Genomic DNA, 17,625 nt, shown 5'->3' on the forward strand with positions numbered 1-17,625 from the left:
GTGTGAATATGAAAAAATGTTAACCCTGTAACAGTCGTATCAGCAGCGATCCGTTATAGAGGGCATCCTTTACCAGGGCCGCGCCAGCCATCGTTCCCCGGTTAGAAAACTGGGTGCTTTCCACGGCAATATGTCGGCTGTAGGCTGGTAACGATTGTTGTCGAATACAATCAGATATTGCCGGAAACAGAATATCCGCGGCGAGATTGAAGGGAGAGCCGATAAGGATTTTCTGCGGGTTAAAGAGGTTAACCATAATCGCCAGAATCCGTCCAACGTGGTTCCCGACGCCGCTGATAATGTCCCGCGCCAGTAAATCCCCCTGCAGCGCGGCCTGACATAGCCATTCAACGCTCAGCGGCTGCTGATGCAACATTGAGCTCATCGACTTCGCCATGCGGATCTGCGCCAGTTCCAGCACGCTCTCCACGCTGGCAATGGTTTCCAGACAGCCATGGTTACCGCAATAGCAGCGTTTACCATACGGATCGACCTGGGTGTGGCCGATTTCGACCAGACTGCTGCTGCCCGCGTGCAGCAGACGACCGTCGGTGATCACGCCCGCGCCAACGTTATGGTCAATCACCACCTGAATCACATCTCGCGCTCCCCGGGAGGCGCCAAACAGCGATTCAGCCATGGTCCAGGCGCTGATATCGTGCTGAATGTAAACCGATACGCCGGTATGATTGGCTAAGATTTCGCCCAGCGGCATGTCCTTAACGTCTTCATAAAACGGCATCCGGTGGATGATACCGTGCTCGGTATCGATGATCCCCGGCATGGTGACGGCGATGGCGGTTAAACGCTCCAGCTTCTTTTGGTGACGAATAAAGAACTGGTCAACCTGATCGAGCAGCCGGCTCGCGAAGGGCTGAACGTGCTGTAACGCCAGTTCCAGCTGCTCTTCCACCACCAGCGCGCTGCTTAAATCCCGTAGCGCGAGGTGGATCTCGCCGCGGCTGATGCGGATAGAGAGGTAGTGCCAGGCTTCGGTTTCCACCATCAAGCCAACGGCAGGCCTTCCCCGGCTCCCTGGCTCCTGGATTTCCGTCTCCTGGACCAGATGCGCTTCCAGCATTTCGCGGACGATTTTGGTGATGCTGGCAGGGGCCAGCTGCGCGAAGCGCGAGAGGTCGATGCGCGACACCGGGCCAAGCTGATCAATCAGGCGATAAACCGCGCCCGCGTTGGTCTGCTTAATTTGATCGATATGGCCTGGCTGACTGTCCGCTACCACCGTTGACTCCCTTTATTTTCGCGCTTCGAAATAAACTGATGGCTATGGTGAAGCACTTCAACGGTACTCGTCAAATTTTTGCTTAGCCTTGTGATTTACCGCACATTTTTAGCCGTTATTTGTCCTAAATGTCTCATGTGGCGCTGGCAAGCAGCGATTCACGAAAACGCCGGGCCGCTTGCCCCTGTTCGTGATGCTTCGACCACACCAGCCACATTTCCGACACCGCGTCCTGCTCTTCGATCGGCAGCCAGCACATTTCCAACAGCTGGACCCGCCTGAAGGACGCCGGTAAAATCGACACGCCAAGCCCGGCGGCCACCAGGCCGATAATCGTCATTGCCTCCCCCACCTCCTGGGTGATGGCTGGCGTCAGGTCGTAGCGGCGCATCAAGCCCAGAATGTCGTCATACAGCCCGGTACCCACATGGGGATCGAAAAACACGAACGGCTCCCGTGCCAGTTCCCGCAGGCTTACGCGCGGCTTGCTGGCCAGCGGATGATCGCGGGGCACCATCGCCAGCAGCGGTTCGCGCAGCACTCTTTCCCAGACCAGGGTATCCGGCAGCTGGGTATTACGCATCAGTCCCAGATCCAGCGCGCCCTCGTTCAGCGGCACAATCTGCTCGCGCGTGTTGGTTTCCCGCGTCTGAATATGCACATCGGGATAGCGGCGGCGAAAGGTCGACAGCGTGTCGGAAACCGCCTTGATAAAGGGGGCCGATGAGGTAAATCCAATGCGCAGCTCGCCGGTTTCGCCGTGGTGAAGCCGAGCCGCGCGCGCGGCAGCATCATCGACCTGCGAGAGGATCTGCCGGCTATCGGCGAGAAACTGCCTTCCGGCTTCGGTCAGGCTGACGCTGCGATTAGTACGAGCAAACAGACGCGCGCCAATTTGCTGTTCAAGGATTTGAATCTGCTGGCTAAGCGGCGGCTGAGAGATATTTAACCGCGCCGCCGCATGGCCAAAATGGAGCTCTTCCGCCACGGCAATAAAATAGCGCAGATGGCGCAGTTCAATATTCATATTTAAAACGTCTTATTTGAGATTATTAATATATTAGACAGAATATTTACATTTTCATACCCTGAATAAGTGGCCATTGCGGTCACTTAACTCTCTGTATATCAGCAAGGATTTTTCCGTGAGTCGTACAACTACCGTTGACACCGCCCCGGCAAACGACGTCAGCGACATCATCGCTCCTCAGCCAAACCAGTTTATCAAACGCGGTACTCCGCAATTTATTCGCGTCACTCTCGCCCTCTTTTCTGCCGGACTGGCGACGTTCGCGCTGCTTTATTGCGTCCAGCCGATCCTCCCGGTGCTCTCCAGTGAATTCGGCGTCTCACCGGCCAGCAGCAGTATCTCGCTGTCGATTTCCACGGCGATGCTGGCGGTCGGCCTGCTGTTTACCGGTCCGCTGTCCGACGCCATTGGCCGCAAACAGGTGATGGTTACCGCGCTGGTGCTAGCCTCCTGCTGCTCACTGCTGTCGACGATGATGTCCAGCTGGCATGGGATCCTGATGATGCGCGCCCTGATCGGCCTGTCGCTGAGCGGCGTGGCGGCGGTCGGCATGACCTATCTGAGCGAAGAGATTCACCCCAGCGTGGTGGCGTTCTCAATGGGTCTTTATATCAGCGGAAACTCCATTGGCGGCATGAGCGGCCGTCTGCTGACGGGGGTATTTACCGATTTCTTCGGCTGGCGGATAGCGCTGGCGGTCATTAGCGGCTTCGCGCTGGCGGCCGCGCTGATGTTCTGGCGCATCCTGCCGGAATCGCGCCACTTCCGTCCAACCTCGCTGCGGCCAAAATCGCTGCTGATCAACTTCCGCCTGCACTGGCGCGATCGCGGGCTGCCGCTGCTGTTTCTTGAGGGTTTCTTGTTAATGGGGTCATTCGTGACGCTGTTTAACTATATCGGTTACCGCCTGATGCTTTCGCCGTGGTCCCTCAGCCAGGCGGTCGTTGGCCTGCTATCGGTGGCCTATTTGACCGGTACCTGGAGTTCGCCGAAAGCCGGGGCCATGACCGTTCGCTACGGTCGCGGCCCGGTGCTGCTGTTCTCGACTGCGGTGATGCTCGGTGGCCTGCTGCTGACCCTGTTCTCGTCGCTGTGGCTGATTTTTATCGGCATGCTGCTGTTTTCCGCGGGTTTCTTCGCGGCCCACTCGGTGGCCAGCAGCTGGATTGGCCCGCGCGCGCGTCGTGCCCGCGGCCAGGCGTCATCGCTCTATTTATTCAGCTACTATCTGGGTTCCAGCATGGCGGGGACGTTAGGCGGCGTATTCTGGCATAACTACGGCTGGAACGGCGTAGGTGGGTTTATCGCGCTGATGCTGCTGGCGGCGCTGCTCACCGGCGCGTGTTTACACAAGCGACTGAAATAACGCAGATTAACGTGGCCTGAAACGGGCCACGCTCTTCACCACATCCCCAGTACCGACGACATTCCCAACAGTTCTCTAACGGCATCGACGGAAAGCAGTGCTATAAACAGCCAGGTAAACGGATTCATAATCCACCTCGCATCGGCGGCCTGTGCCTGCATTAAGTTTAGCCGTAGTTCAGAGAAAGCGTCTGCTACTTTACGCACATCTGGATTATTTCGAGCCAAACATAAAATACGCAATCGATTAATCACTACATTATGCTGATGCTTGCGTCGAGCGGGCGAGCCGACGCTGTGGGCAATTTCCCATTAACGTCGGGGTGATTTATGTCGAAAGCGCCCGCATCCCTCGACCCCATCGGCGGATCGCGATAGTGTAGGCCCACGAAAAAGCTTTTGTTCACTTGCCACCGTCAGAGTGTAAACATGACCGAAAATAAAAATTATCATCAGCTTACCCGCACCTTCCAGCGACTCTCCCGCTTCTCGCATCTTTCCGCCATCGCCGGCTGGGATATGTTCGCCATGATGCCCCCCGGCGGCAGCGCGGCCCGCGGCGAAGCGCTGGCCGAGCTTGGCGTTTTGCAGCATCAGATCCTGACCGATAAAAAAGTGGGTGAATGGCTGCAGAATGCGCTTCAGGAAGAGCTAAATGATGTGGAACAGGCCAACCTGCGCGAAATGACCCGCCAGTACGAACAGGCGGCGCTGCTGCCGGAAAGCCTGGTGGAAGCGAAATCGCTGGCGGGTAGCCGCTGCGAGCACGCCTGGCGTAGCCAGCGTCCGGCGAACGACTGGCAGGGTTTTGCCGAGAACCTGCGTGACGTCGTCAAACTGAGTCGCGAAGAGGCGCAGATTCGGGCTGCGGCAAAAGGCGGTTCCCGCTACGACGCGCTGCTGGATATTTTTGAACCCGATATGACCAGCGCCCGTCTTGACGTACTGTTCGCGGACCTGAAATCCTGGCTTCCTTCGCTGCTGGAGAAGGTGGTTGAGAAGCAGGCGCAAACACCGCTCATCGAACCTCAAGGGCCGTTTCCGATTGCCGACCAGCGCGAGCTGGGGCTGGAGGCGATGCGCGTGCTGGGATTTGATTTTGACGGCGGACGCCTGGATATCAGCGCCCACCCGTTCTGTGGCGGCGTGCCCCAGGACGTCCGTATCACCACGCGCTACAACGAAAACGACCTGCTCAGCGCGCTGTTTGGCGTCATTCACGAAACCGGCCACGCGCGCTATGAACAAAACCTGCCGCGCAACTGGCTCGATCAGCCCATTGCCCTCGCCCGCTCCACGGCGATCCATGAATCGCAAAGCCTGTTTTTCGAGATGCAGCTTGGCCGTAGCGACGCCTTCCTGCAGCGCCTGCTGCCAACGGTACGCCAGTACTTTGGTGAACAGCCGGCCTTTAGCCACGAAAACTTCATCGCATGGAATCAGCGCGTCAAGCCAGGCTTTATCCGCGTCGACGCTGACGAAGTGAGCTATCCGGCACACGTTATTCTGCGCTACGAAATTGAACGCGCGCTGATTGATGGCGATATTGAGGTCGAGGATATTCCGGCGCTGTGGGATGAAAAAATGCAGCACTGGCTGGGACTTTCCACCCTCGGCAACTATCGCGACGGCTGTATGCAGGATATCCACTGGACCGACGGCGGTTTTGGCTATTTCCCTTCCTACACGCTTGGCGCGATGTACGCCGCTCAGCTGATGGCTTCCGCCAGACGGGCGCTGCCGCAGCTGGAAAGCGATATCGCCAACGGTAACTTCAGCGCCCTGTTTGACTGGCTGCGGCAAAATATCTGGCAGCACGGTAGCCGTTTTACCACCTCGCAGCTGATTCAGCATGCAACCGGAGAAGACCTTAACAGCGACTATTTCCGCCAGCACCTTACCTCGCGTTATCTGTAAATCACCGGCGTCGGGCCGCGCCCGACGCCGTGTCCCATTGTTGTAGCAGCGCGTTGTACATATGGTTACACGCCGATACCAAACACTCACGGAAACCTCGATAAGACAGGCATATAGTTCTTTCAACGGCCCCGCAGTGGGGTTGAAACAAGAAACCTTTTCGAGGATATCAGAATGAAAAAAGTATTAGCTCTGGTCGTTGCCGCTGCAATGGGTCTGTCTTCTGTTGCTTTCGCTGCCGATGCTGCCACCACCACGACTCCGGCGCCGGCTGCTGCAACTCACAGCACCACCGCTAAAGCGACCCACCACAAGAAACACCATACCGCCGCTGCGAAACCGGCTGCTGAGCAGAAAGCGCAGGCTGCGAAAAAGCACAAAAAAGCAGCCGCTAAACCCGCTGCCACCCAGAAAGCGCAGGCCGCTAAAAAGCACAAAAAAGCAGAAGCTAAACCGGCTGCCACCCAGAAAGCTCAGGCCGCTAAGAAACACAAAAAAGCCGCTGCTAAACCAGTAGCTCAGAAAGCACAGGCAGCGAAAAAACACCACAAAACCACCAAACATCATACCGCTAAACCAGCTGCACAACCGGCTGCTTAATCTCCCGGGTTAAGCGATGTGATATGATATCGGCGCTGGCTTCAGCGCCGTTTTTTTCTGGAGAGCACCATGCTGCGGCGCTATCGTTTTGAGCTCATCCTGATCCTGCTGATTATCTGCGCGCTGGTCGCCAGCCGTTTTTTTCTTTACTAAACCTATTGCTGCCACAGGTTGTCGCCGAGACCGTCGTCAAACGTTTGACGTAACGAGCCGTTAGCCAACGACGAACCGCCAGAATATCAAGCGAAAGCACGCTCCGGTCGATACGCACCCACACCGCCGTCAACAGCCCCAGACAGCAGCCGATACCGTCGGCGATATGAATAGACTGCGGAAAAAAGAGAATATCGTTGGGGTCGCTTAATGCGGTCACCAAACCTGCCATCACCCGCTACGCTTTGTTGCCACCTGCTGCGCAACGGCACCTTCACGCAATATTGCCGGCAGCGTTAGCGCTGAGAAAATGTAAGGGACGAAGATTTTGCTGACGAGAACACCGGCGGCCTGCCCGGGGATTTAGCTATCAATAAAACGCCGGAACGGGCGGCGCTGGCCGCAAAACGCGCTCAGCCCGCCGCTTAAACATGCCTGGTTCCACCACGGTGAGGTCGCGGATTAAAGAACGTGAACCGCCGTCACCAGCAGATAGCCCGTCGCGCCCCAAATCATTGCTGATACCAGCGAAACGTAAACCAATGCGCGAATACCTTGTTTAGACATAAATCCTCCCGTACATCGGGTGTTTGACATTGCAGATATCATCGCCGGGATAACATCTCTGTTTGCTCAACAAGGTGATAGCAATAACAACGTTTTCGGTGAGAAAATGTTTCGCTTTGAAAGTAAGTGATAAACAGGTAAAGAAGTCCGATTTTCCTGTGAAGATATCTCTTTTTTTGCGTGATATTGGCCGTTTTCGCCATTAACTGTCTTGAGAAAAAGCTGAACCGCAAATCCTTTATTCGGCACCCGCCGGTTGTACGTTCGGATACACGATTTATGTTGCTTCCGCTGCCCTTTTCTGCGGAAATAACGCCGCAGGAAAATGGCGTTAACATATTGAATTCACGCCATTCATCCGTAAGCGACTGGCGTTTTTTGCTGATTTCGCCTGCCGCCTGGCTTAATTAAAATTATTCTTAACTTTCATAAACTTAAATCTGCTGCTACTTTCAATATACATAATTATCTCCCCAGAGAGTGATATGCGTAGAGACGTCCTGTTATTACTGTGTTCAATTTCCCTGTTTCCAGCGCTGGTCCAGGCCGACGATGATGGCATGAGTGCAAAAGATATTAAGACGCTGTTTTTTGGTCACGACGACCGAAAACCGGTCAGCAACCCCACGGACGATCCCTGGGATGCGATTGGGCAACTGGAAACCGCCAGCGGTAATCTCTGTACCGCCACGCTTATCGCCCCCAATCTGGCGCTCACCGCCGGGCACTGCCTGCTCACGCCGCCCAAAGGCAAGCCGGATAAACCCGTCGCGCTGCGTTTTATCTCGCGTAAAGGCGGCTGGGTGTACGAAATTCACGGTATTGAAGGCCGCGTAGATCCTTCGCTGGGGAAACGGCTTAAGGCGGACGGCGACGGCTGGATAGTTCCCAGCGCCGCGGCGCCGTGGGATTTTGGCCTTATCGTGCTGCGTTACGCCCCTTCCGGCATTACGCCGGTGCCGATTTTTAGCGGCAGCAAAGCCGATCTGACCGCCGCGCTAAAAACCGCAGAACGAAAAGTGACTCAGTCTGGCTATCCGGAAGATCATCTGGATAATCTCTATACCCACCAGGATTGCGTAGTCACCGGCTGGGCGCAGACATCGGTGCTCTCTCATCAGTGCGATACGCTGCCGGGGGATAGCGGCTCGCCGCTGCTGCTGAAAACCGACGACGGCTGGCAGGTGATTGCGGTGCAGAGTTCGGCGCCTGGACCAAAAGATCGCTGGCGGGCGGACAACCGCGCCATCTCCGTCACCGGCTTTCGCGATAAGCTTGAAGCGCTGGCTGCCCAGTAAGCGGTCAGCCTTGCTGCTGGCGCAGCTGCAATAACGACGCGACGGACATCGGCTCGCTGAAGAAGAAACCCTGCAATCTGTCGCATCCCGCCCGCCGCAGCAGCGCCAGCTGTTGCTGATTCTCAACGCCCTCCGCCACCACCGTGATGCCTAACGCTCCGGCAATACGGACGGTCCCGCGCACCAGCTCCGCCGCCTGGGTATCCACATCCACCAGCCCGGCCAGGGACTTGTCGATTTTAAGACTGTCGAAGCTGAAGCTGCGTAAATAGCCGATGCTGGAATAGCCGGTGCCAAAATCATCGAGCGCCACCGCGATGCCAAGCGCCCTTAAGTTCTCAATGGCCGACTTCGCCCGCTCGGGATTCTCCAGAACGTAGCTCTCCGTGACTTCGAGCTGTAACCGACGGGCCGGGAAATGACAGCGGCCCAGCACCTGCACCACCCGCGACTCAAACTCCGGATCGCAGAACTGCGCCGGGGAGATATTCACCGACAGCAGCAGATCGTCCAGTGGCTGCAGTTCGCTACAGGCGCGTTCAAGCACAAACTGGCCAAGCGCGTAGATCAAACCGCTACTTTCGGCGATACCGATAAACGCATCCGGCGGCAGTGCCCCCTGAGGACGCCGCGGCCAGCGCAGCAGCGCTTCCACGCCTTCCATAACCAGCGTATCGGCGTTGACAATCGGCTGATACCAGACATCAAACTCTTCGTTCTCCAGTCCCTGACGAATGCCATTTTCGATATTCAGCTGATACTGCCGCGCGTCGCTGAGCGCTTCGTCATACCAGGTCGTGCGCCCTTTGCCGGTTTTCTTCGAATGGTACATGGCAATATCAGCGCGGCGAAAAAGCTCGGTGCTGGAGCAGCTTGCCGGGAGGCCGCTGGCGATACCGATACTGGCGCTGATATAAATTTTTCGCTCGTTGAGGATAACGGGCGCTTTTAACAGTTCCAGTACCGCCCAGGCAAAAGCCAGCGCCTGATTTACCGCCTGTTCGCCGCTTACCGTCATCGCGAACTCATCGCCGCCCATACGCGCCAGCATCCCTTCAGGCGGAACGCGCTCCCGAAGTTCTTTAGCGATATGAATAATCAGCGCATCGCCAACGTCATGGCCGTAGTTATCATTAACATCCTTAAAGCCGTCGAGATCGATAAATACCACGCTTTGCATTTGGTATTGGGAGGTTTCGCACACCTGGTTAAGGCGTTCGATCAGCGCCCGTCGGTTTGGCAGGCGGCTCAGCCAGTCGGTCATGGCACTGTCGCGCGCCAGCTTTTCGCCGCGCGCCAGCTTGTAAAGCCCGAGGTAGCTGAAGAGAATAAACAGCAGGATCAGCCCAGCCGCCACGGCGGCAATCAGCCGCATACTGTCGGAGGCCGCCCGCGCGGCTTCCGCGCCGGGAAGCCCCGGCTGCCAGCTCAGGTAACCCACGATCTCCCCGGCCTGGGTGCGCAGCGGAATACTGTATTCACCGCCGCCTGGCGTGACGTGCAGGTTGCGAATCTGAAACGTGTCGCCCAGGCGCTCAAGCATTTGCGAGTTGATATGGCGGGTGATCACCAGATAGCGACGCGTATCATCATGCACCTGTAGCCGCCCTGCCGTCGGGCGAATCAGGCCAATACCAATAAACGCAATACCGGCGCGGGTTCGCGTGATGCCGGCATAAGCGCTTTTACCGCTGCGCAGCGCGGCGGCATGCTGCGAGATAAGCGCACGAAAACCGTTGCCGAGGAATTGGGTATCCTGCTCGGTAAAGCTCTCACTGCGAAACGATCCCCACAGCACCCGATAGTGCTGGTCGAGTACGAAAGTGCCGTCATAGAGATTATTGATTTTAAAACCCGATCCCCATGAGTTGTAGAGCCATTGCGGATCGAGCCTGTCGGCATAGGTCTGATGCACCGCATCATCCCAGATAGCGTTATCCATCACCAGCGACAGCACGCGGTTCACCGAGGTCTGCACCGCCCCATCCACCGATAGCACGGAACGATGCTTATCAATTTCGTTTGCTTTCAGGCCGATCAGGTGTTGGGTGAGATAAAGAAGCGAAACAATGGACACGATTAAGCCGATCCCGGCGAGGACAATCATGATGGACAGCGTTCTGGCGGAGGGAATATTGCGCCAGCCTGGCAAATGAATCATGTTCTGCCCTCATATCGGCCGGCAGCAAAATACGCCGAACTGGCTCTTTTTTAAGCGTAATACAGAGAGCAGAATTTGCCGCCCGCATTCACAGGCGGCATCATATCAGGCGAGTTTAATTAACACCATGCCGACCACCAGCAGAAGCAGACCGGCCCAGCCTTTATGATTCAGCCGCTGGCCAAACAGCACCCAGCCGGCGGCAATGGTCGCCGCGATACCGAAACCGCCCCACAGCGCATAGGCCACCGACAGGTCAATTCCTTTGACCGCCTGCGAAAGCGCGCTAAAGGCGCCCAGGACCGCCGCCAGCGACATAATGCCGTAGAATTTACGTCGAAAGCCGTCGGAAAATTTCAGAAAAACGTTGGCCAAAATTTCCAGCGCAATCGCCAGCGCCAGCCAGGCGGCGTGGACCCACTCAAATTGTTGCATGCGCTTTCTCCTTGCCCGGCTTCACCGCTTTCTGCGTCCCCGATTTAATCAAGACAATCCCGGCGACCAGGGTCACCAGGCCGGCGATTTTTATCGTCGACAGCGTCTCATCAAACAGCAGGACGCTGAAGATAGTGATCAGTAAAATGCCGATCCCCTCCCAGAGGGCATAGGCTACGCCGAGGGCGATTTTTTTCACCGCGAAAGCCAGAAAAATATAAGAAAGCGCGATCATGACCAGCATTAAAATAAAACCAGTATGGCCGCCGCTTACGCTTGCCCATTTCATCGACAACGTGCCGGTAATTTCAGCAACGATAGCTAAAGCTAATAAAATCCAATAAAACATGATCCCTTCTCCTGCTTGAGAATATAATCCATGGCGGCTTACAGAGAAGTAAACCGGAAAAATTCTGACGTTAAATTAGCCGTGCGCAGCGCGCCAGCTCAGGCAGAGAGAAGAAGACTAAAGCGCCGAGCGCCAGTGCTGCTCGCCGAGAAAGCGGGAGTGAGAGAGGGATACTGCAGGGTGAAAAGAAATATACATCCTGAACTGATTGTCCATAAAATTACAATTATCCGCGGTATTGCTTCTCGTCATTTGCGGATCAAAATTGTCCTCTGTAGTTATACACACGCAGATTTGTACCATAACGCCACATTTAACTCAAAGTCTTTGCAGTTCTTTACCTCTGGTATTTGATTTGGATTAGTTTTTTCCGATCGCAATCACCATTATGATATCGTTCCGGCCATTATTGATTAATTGGTCGTTTTTTTTCATTTTAGCGGACGCGACGCGCTGAGACGCCGACTTTGCCAACGTCTACAATGACTCACATTAGACCCCATTTTTTCTCTCGCAGGGAGCGGTATGGCCAAACCCATCATCACGCTTAACGGCTTAAAAATAGTCATCATGCTCGGCATGCTGGTTATCATCCTGACAGGCATTCGCTTCGCGGCGGATATTATCGTTCCTTTTGTTCTGGCGATCTTTCTGGCGGTGGTGATAAACCCGCTGGTTCAGCTCATGGTGCGCTGCCGGGTACCGCGGGTGCTGGCTATTTCGCTCCTGGTCGGCGTGATTGTCCTGCTGGCCGTTGTGCTGCTGGCCTCGCTCGGCACGTCGCTTAACGAGCTTGCGCGCACCCTGCCGCAGTACCGTAATTATCTCTATGAACCGATGCAGACCGTTGCGCCCTGGCTACAGCGCTTCGGCTTTACCGTGTCGGTGGTGGAGCTGAACAAGTATATTGACCCCAACGCGGTGATGACGCTGGTGACCGGCCTGCTCACCCAGCTTTCCAACGCGATGTCCTCTATCTTCCTGCTGCTGCTGACGGTGGTCTTTATGCTGCTGGAAGTGCCGCAGCTTCCCGCGAAGCTGCAGCAGCTGATGTCGCGGCCGGTGGAGGGAATGGGCGCGATTCAGCGCGCGCTGGATAGCGTCTCCCACTACCTGGTGTTAAAAACCGCCATCAGCCTGGTGACCGGCCTGGTGGTCTGGGGAATGCTGGTGCTGCTGGACGTCCGCTTTGCTTTTATGTGGGGACTGCTGGCCTTTGCGCTCAACTACATTCCCAACATTGGTTCGGTGCTCGCGGCGATCCCGCCGATCCTGCAGGTGCTGGTGTTTGGCGGTCTGTACGAAGCGCTGGTGGTCCTGGCAGGCTATCTGGTGATTAACCTGGTGTTCGGCAATATTCTTGAACCGCGCATTATGGGCCGCGGGCTGGGGCTGTCGACGCTGGTGGTCTTCCTGTCATTGATCTTCTGGGGCTGGCTGCTGGGCCCGGTGGGTATGCTACTCTCGGTACCGTTGACGATTATCGTCAAAATCGCCCTCGAACAGACGGTGGCCGGGCAAAGTATTGCCTTTCTGCTGAGTGATTTGAGTAAAAACTAACGCCATTGCGCACGCTTCCCCGGAGGCGATGCTGACGCATCTGTCCGGGCTACCGGCCCGCAGACGACTCTTAACCTGTAGCCCGGGCAGGCGCTTTGCGCCGCCCCCGGGAGCAGAGCGCGGAGCCGCTGAACTTCCCCGGAGGCGATGCGGCGCATCTGTCCGGGCTACCGGCCCGCAGACGCCCTTAACCCGTAGCCCGGCTAAACGCAGTGCGAGCCGGGAAGCCGCGCCAATGCCTCAACCCGGTACGTCCCCTGCTCGTAGACCAATCATTCGCAATCATTATTGATCGTCATCACATCTCTGCCCCGCCAATCATTACTCTTACGCTAACGATTCGCCATTGGCCTTAATTGATGCCCGCCACCTCGCGACGCACACTTACTTCCACACCAGGACAATCAAAACGATTCGTCGAATCAGGAGGTTAATAATGAGTGCCGAACAAACGACGGGACGCGTCTGGAACCGTCGCCGTACGGAAAAACAGCGGCGACTGACCGAGGCGAAGGTCTCGGGCAAAGTGATCCCCACCGACCAGCTGGTCGCCGTTCTTGAGCAGCTGCTGGCCCCCGGCGACCGGGTGGTGCTGGAAGGCAACAACCAGAAACAGGCTGATTTCCTCTCGCGGATGCTGGCGGAAGTTAACCCACAAAAAATTCACGACCTGCATATGATTATGCCGAGCGTCGGGCGCAGCGAGCATCTGGACCTCTTCGAAAAAGGTATCGCCCGCAAGCTTGATTTCTCCTTCTCCGGTACCCAAAGCCTGCGTATTTCGCAGCTGCTGGAAGATGGCCTGCTGGAAATCGGCGCTATCCACACCTACATCGAACTTTACTCTCGCCTGTACGTCGACCTGTCGCCAAACGTAGCGCTGATCGCCGGTTACAAAGCCGACCGCAAGGGCAACCTGTACACCGGGCCGAGCACCGAAGATACCCCGGCGCTGGTGGAAGCCGCCGCGTTCCATGACGGCATCGTTATTGCGCAGGTTAACGAACTGGTCGATGACGAGTGCGATCTGCCGCGCGTGGATATACCCGGTTCGTGGATTGACTACGTGGTCGTCGCGGATAAACCGTTCTTTATCGAGCCGCTGTTTACCCGCGATCCGCGCCTGATTAAGCAGGAACATATCCTGATGGCAATGATGGCGATTAAAGGCATCTACGCCGAGCATCAGGTGCAATCCCTGAACCACGGGATCGGCTTTAACACCGCCGCCATCGAACTGCTGCTGCCGACCTACGGCGAACAGCTCGGCCTGAAGGGCAAAATCTGTAAACACTGGACGCTGAACCCGCACCCCACCCTTATTCCGGCAATTGAAAGCGGTTGGGTCGAGAGCGTGCACTGCTTCGGCGGAGAGCTGGGAATGGAAGAGTACATTCGCGCGCGTCCGGATATCTTCTTCACCGGCGCCGACGGCTCCATGCGCTCCAACCGCGCGTTCTGCCAGCTGGCGGGACAGTATGCGGTAGATATGTTTATCGGCTCGACCTTACAGGTTGACGGCTACGCCAACTCCTCGACGGTGACCCGCGGCCGCCTCTCCGGCTTCGGCGGCGCGCCGAATATGGGCCACGACCCGCACGGTCGACGCCACGCTACGCCGGCATGGCTCAACATGATCACCGAACCGGATCCGATGCAGCGCGGTAAAAAGCTGGTCGTTCAGATGGTGGAAACCTTCCAGGCGGGCGTGAAACCGACCTTCGTGGAAAAACTCGACGCCGTTGAGGTCGCTAAAACCTCCGGAATGCCGCTGGCACCGGTGATGATTTACGGCGATGACGTCACCCACGTGCTGACCGAAGAAGGCATCGCCTATCTCTATCGGGCGGAAAGCCTGGAAGAGCGCCGGGCAATGGTGGCGGCCGTGGCCGGGATCACCGATATCGGGCTCGGCGTTGACGCCAAACGCGTGGCCGCACTGCGCCAAAGCGGCAAAGTCGTCTATCCGGAAGATATCGGTATCCGCCGCAGCGACGCCACCCGCTCTCTGCTCGCCGCCGGCAGCGTAGCCGATCTGGTGGAGTGGTCCGACGGTCTGTACAACCCACCGGCAAAATTCCGGAGCTGGTAATGAAAAAACTCTCTCCCCACGTTGCTGAAACCCGGGCCCGCTGGCTGGCCCAGACCGCCAGCGCCTGCCTGGTTGACGAAGCGCGACTCAGCCCCAAGCCGGGCCTGGTGGATAGCCGCAGCAACGGCGCGCATCAGGACCTGAACCTGGCCCTGATGGAGCGTTCGGCCCACAGCCTGCAGCCGACGTTTCACGCGCTGGCTCAGCAGAGCTGGCGGCGTCCGGCCGACGTTGCCCTGCGCGAAACCGTTGGCCGGCTTGGCCGCGAAGGCGAAGCGCGGATGATGCAGGCGACCGCCGGGGTCAATACCCATCGCGGCGCTATCTGGGCGCTGGGCCTGCTGGTCAGCGCGACGGCGATGCTCGGGGGGGAGGGTCAGGCACAGAGAATTACGGAAACCGCCGCCGCCCTGGCCCGTCTGCCGGACGCCTGCGCGCCAAGGACCTTCAGTAAAGGTCTGCGCGCCAGCCGCCGCTGGCAGGTTCCCGGCGCCCGGGAAGAAGCGCAGCGCGCTTTTCCGCACATCACCACCCTGGCGCTGCCGCAGCTATTGCGCAGCCGGGCCGCGGGGGCCAGCGAGGATCAGGCCCGGCTTGACGCGCTGATGGCGATTATGACCTCGCTTAGCGATACCTGCGTGCTCTCCCGCGCCGGAATGGCGGGCCTGGAGGCGATGCGGCAAGGCGCAGGCGAGGTGCTGGCGGCAGGAGGATGTGCGACAGCCAGGGGGCGCGCCGCGCTGGCGCGTCTCGACGTGCAGATGCTGGCGCAGAACGCCTCGCCGGGTGGCGCGGCGGATCTTCTTGCCGCCACCCTGTTTCTCGACCGGGTTTCCGCTTAACGCATTCAGAGGATGTTATGGAACAGATTAAATTGTCATTCCCTGCCAACCGCGCCCTCAGCGGCAAAGCGCTGGCAGGCGTTGTCGGCTCCGGCGATATGGAAGTGCTCTATACCGCCGGACAGAGCGATACGCTCAACGTCGAAATCACCACCTCCGTGGACAACAGCCAGGCGCGCTGGAACGCGCTGTTCGAACGACTGAGCCTGATTAACGGCCTGCCCGGCGGACAGCTGATCATCCACGATTTCGGCGCCACGCCCGGCGTCGCGCGGATCCGTATTGAACAGGTTTTTGAGGAGGTGGCTCATGCGTAACGATCGCAGCTTTATTGAACTCCGCGCCCGTGAACGCGCCCGCACCCTGCTGGATGACGGCAGCTATCGCGAACTGCTGGATCCCTTTGACGGCATTATGTCCCCGTGGCTCGGCGCGCAGGGCATCGTCCCGCAGTCCGACGACGGTATGGTCGTCGCAAAAGGCACCATTAACGGCCAGCCGGCGGTAGTCATTGCCATCGAAGGTACCTTCCAGGGCGGCAGCATGGGCGAAGTCTCCGGCGCGAAAATGGCCGCCGCCCTTGAGCTGGCGGCGGAAGATAACCGCAACGGCATTCCTACCCAGGCGGTGCTGTGCCTGGAAACCGGCGGCGTACGCCTGCAGGAAGCCAATCTGGGCCTTGCCGCCATCGCCGATATTCACGCCGCGATTGTCGACCTGCGCCGCTACACCCCGGTAATCGGCATTGTCGCCGGTACCGTCGGCTGCTTCGGCGGGATGTCCATCGCCGCGGCGCTGTGCAGCTACCTGATTGTCACCCGTGAAGCGCGTCTGGGCCTCAACGGACCGCAGGTTATTGAACAGGAAGCGGGGATTGAAGAGTACGACTCCCGCGACCGTCCGTTTATCTGGAGCATGACCGGCGGCGAAATTCGCTACGCCAGCGGTCTGGTGGATGCCCTGGTGGGCGATGGCATCAACGCGGTGAAAAGCGCGATGAACGAAGCCATTGCCAAAGGCGTGCCCGCGCAGCATCGCAGCGACAAATATGAAGATTTCCTGACCCGTTTGACCCATTTCGATACCCGCCAGCAGGCGGATACCGCTCAGATCAAACAGCTATTCGCCCGGGAGGAGAAATAATGAACCAGTTCACAAACCGCGCCGCGCTGTGGCTAAACCAGCTGGCGCCGAACGCCCCGCTAATGACCGGTCTGTGCCCCTCGGTGCAGGTTGCCGATGCCGATTTTAACGGTGAAACCGCCCGTTTTATCGCCGTGGTGCCGGATGCTAATAACCATTATCCACGCGCCGCTCAGGGTGAAGTCGGCCTGCTCGAAGGCTGGACGCTGGCCAAAGTGGTCAACGAAACCATCGACGCCGATGCCGATAACGCGGTGAAGCGCCCGATTATCGCGGTTATCGATGTCCCCAGCCAGGCCTATGGCCGTCGCGAAGAAGCGTTCGGTATTCATCAGGCGCTGGCGGGCGCCGCGGGCGCCTACGCCAAGGCGCGGCTTGCCGGACATCCGGTGATTGGCCTGATCGTCGGCAAAGCGATGTCCGGGGCGTTTCTCGCCCACGGCTACCAGGCCAATCGTCTGATCGCCTTTAACGACGCCGGCGTGCTGGTGCACGCGATGGGCAAAGCGTCCGCCGCGCGCATCACGCTACGTACCGTTGAGGCGCTGGAGAAACTGGCGGCAACCATCCCTCCGATGGCCTATGACGTCAGCAACTACGCAACGCTCGGCCTGCTCTCCGCCCTGCTGGATATCAGCAATCCTGACGCGCCGGACGCCCGCGATCTGACGCTGGTCACCGACACCCTGCGCGACGCCATCGCTGACGCCCGCCGGGATGTCTCGCTGAAGTGCCGCCTTGGCGCGGAGAACCGCCGTAGTTCCCAACAGGTGCGCGATCGCATGCGCGCCAGCTGGTAGTCAGTCCCTAAGTAGAAGAAAACCTGCCGGAAGCGGCCGCCCGGGGCGCCATCGCGCGCCCCGGAAAGAAACC

The 17,625-nt window shown here is 58.0% G+C and carries 17 protein-coding genes; 10 read left to right on the plus strand and 7 right to left on the minus strand.

Features of this window, described 5'->3' with window-relative positions; genetic code table 11:
• Positions 1–19: 19 nt before the first annotated feature.
• Positions 20–1,240, minus strand: coding sequence for a sugar metabolism global transcriptional regulator Mlc (gene mlc, locus ABLV30_RS10545; protein WP_014229533.1), 1,221 nt, complete (start codon positions 1,238–1,240; stop codon positions 20–22).
• 133 nt (positions 1,241–1,373) lie between these two features.
• Positions 1,374–2,267, minus strand: coding sequence for a LysR family transcriptional regulator (locus tag ABLV30_RS10550; protein WP_025105786.1), 894 nt, complete (start codon positions 2,265–2,267; stop codon positions 1,374–1,376).
• Between the two features lie 118 nt (positions 2,268–2,385).
• On the opposite strand from ABLV30_RS10550, the gene ABLV30_RS10555 reads away from it, so the two are divergent.
• Positions 2,386–3,636: an MFS transporter gene (locus ABLV30_RS10555; RefSeq protein ID WP_014229535.1), complete on the plus strand. Its 1,251-nt coding sequence runs from the start codon at positions 2,386–2,388 to the stop codon at positions 3,634–3,636.
• Positions 3,637–3,671: 35 nt separating this feature from the next.
• Here the strand turns inward: ABLV30_RS10555 and ABLV30_RS10560 are convergent, their stop codons facing one another.
• Positions 3,672–3,764, minus strand: a complete 93-nt coding sequence (locus ABLV30_RS10560) for a hypothetical protein (RefSeq protein WP_004851273.1) — start codon at positions 3,762–3,764, stop codon at positions 3,672–3,674.
• Positions 3,765–4,064: 300 nt separating this feature from the next.
• Between ABLV30_RS10560 and ABLV30_RS10565 the strand changes: the two genes are divergently transcribed.
• Entirely contained in the window at positions 4,065–5,552 is a 1,488-nt protein-coding gene (locus tag ABLV30_RS10565; RefSeq protein ID WP_032748987.1) for a carboxypeptidase M32, read from the plus strand.
• Between the two features lie 174 nt (positions 5,553–5,726).
• Positions 5,727–6,152 carry an acid resistance repetitive basic protein Asr gene (gene asr, locus ABLV30_RS10570; RefSeq protein ID WP_009654716.1) on the plus strand — a complete coding sequence of 142 codons (426 nt, stop codon included), beginning with the start codon at positions 5,727–5,729 and terminating at the stop codon, positions 6,150–6,152.
• 112 nt (positions 6,153–6,264) lie between these two features.
• Here asr and ABLV30_RS10575 read toward each other — a convergent pair whose 3' ends face one another.
• Positions 6,265–6,525, minus strand: a complete 261-nt coding sequence (locus tag ABLV30_RS10575; RefSeq protein WP_224244191.1) for a hypothetical protein — start codon at positions 6,523–6,525, stop codon at positions 6,265–6,267.
• Positions 6,526–7,357: 832 nt separating this feature from the next.
• Here ABLV30_RS10575 and ABLV30_RS10580 point away from each other — a divergent pair.
• Positions 7,358–8,170 (plus strand): serine protease, encoded by an 813-nt coding sequence (locus ABLV30_RS10580; RefSeq protein ID WP_014229539.1) that lies wholly within the window; start codon positions 7,358–7,360, stop codon positions 8,168–8,170.
• A gap of 4 nt (positions 8,171–8,174) precedes the next feature.
• On the opposite strand, the gene ABLV30_RS10585 is transcribed toward ABLV30_RS10580, so the two are convergent.
• The 3 genes from ABLV30_RS10585 to mdtJ all read right to left on the minus strand — a co-directional run bounded on the left by ABLV30_RS10585 (position 8,175) and on the right by mdtJ (position 11,115).
• A complete protein-coding gene (locus ABLV30_RS10585) occupies positions 8,175–10,331 on the minus strand; it encodes a bifunctional diguanylate cyclase/phosphodiesterase (protein ID WP_265800042.1) in 2,157 nt (718 codons plus the stop codon).
• Positions 10,332–10,436: 105 nt separating this feature from the next.
• Entirely contained in the window at positions 10,437–10,766 is a 330-nt protein-coding gene (mdtI, locus tag ABLV30_RS10590; protein ID WP_004851284.1) for a multidrug/spermidine efflux SMR transporter subunit MdtI, read from the minus strand.
• On the minus strand, positions 10,753–11,115 hold the full coding sequence (mdtJ, locus tag ABLV30_RS10595) for a multidrug/spermidine efflux SMR transporter subunit MdtJ (protein WP_187228570.1): 363 nt from the start codon (positions 11,113–11,115) through the stop codon (positions 10,753–10,755). Before mdtJ ends, mdtI begins: the two co-directional genes overlap by 14 nt.
• Before the next feature lie 525 nt (positions 11,116–11,640).
• On the opposite strand from mdtJ, the gene ABLV30_RS10600 reads away from it, so the two are divergent.
• The 6 genes from ABLV30_RS10600 (at position 11,641) to mdcE (ending at position 17,552) form a co-directional block, all read left to right on the plus strand.
• Positions 11,641–12,675 (plus strand): AI-2E family transporter, encoded by a 1,035-nt coding sequence (locus ABLV30_RS10600; protein WP_004119683.1) that lies wholly within the window; start codon positions 11,641–11,643, stop codon positions 12,673–12,675.
• 436 nt (positions 12,676–13,111) lie between these two features.
• Positions 13,112–14,767, plus strand: a complete 1,656-nt coding sequence (gene mdcA / locus ABLV30_RS10605; protein WP_004851289.1) for a malonate decarboxylase subunit alpha — start codon at positions 13,112–13,114, stop codon at positions 14,765–14,767.
• Positions 14,767–15,609 (plus strand): triphosphoribosyl-dephospho-CoA synthase, encoded by an 843-nt coding sequence (locus ABLV30_RS10610; protein WP_025105791.1) that lies wholly within the window; start codon positions 14,767–14,769, stop codon positions 15,607–15,609. The genes mdcA and ABLV30_RS10610 overlap by 1 nt, the downstream gene beginning before the upstream one ends.
• A 17-nt stretch (positions 15,610–15,626) precedes the next feature.
• A complete protein-coding gene (mdcC, locus tag ABLV30_RS10615) occupies positions 15,627–15,926 on the plus strand; it encodes a malonate decarboxylase acyl carrier protein (RefSeq protein WP_004102520.1) in 300 nt (99 codons plus the stop codon).
• Positions 15,919–16,752 (plus strand): biotin-independent malonate decarboxylase subunit beta, encoded by an 834-nt coding sequence (locus ABLV30_RS10620; RefSeq protein ID WP_004851300.1) that lies wholly within the window; start codon positions 15,919–15,921, stop codon positions 16,750–16,752. Before mdcC ends, ABLV30_RS10620 begins: the two co-directional genes overlap by 8 nt.
• Positions 16,752–17,552 carry a biotin-independent malonate decarboxylase subunit gamma gene (mdcE, locus tag ABLV30_RS10625; protein ID WP_025105792.1) on the plus strand — a complete coding sequence of 267 codons (801 nt, stop codon included), beginning with the start codon at positions 16,752–16,754 and terminating at the stop codon, positions 17,550–17,552. The genes ABLV30_RS10620 and mdcE overlap by 1 nt, the downstream gene beginning before the upstream one ends.
• The last annotated feature ends 73 nt before the right edge of the window (positions 17,553–17,625 follow it).

Source organism: Klebsiella sp. CN_Kp113 (assembly GCF_040064585.1).
Classification (GTDB): Bacteria; Pseudomonadota; Gammaproteobacteria; order Enterobacterales; family Enterobacteriaceae; genus Klebsiella; species Klebsiella michiganensis.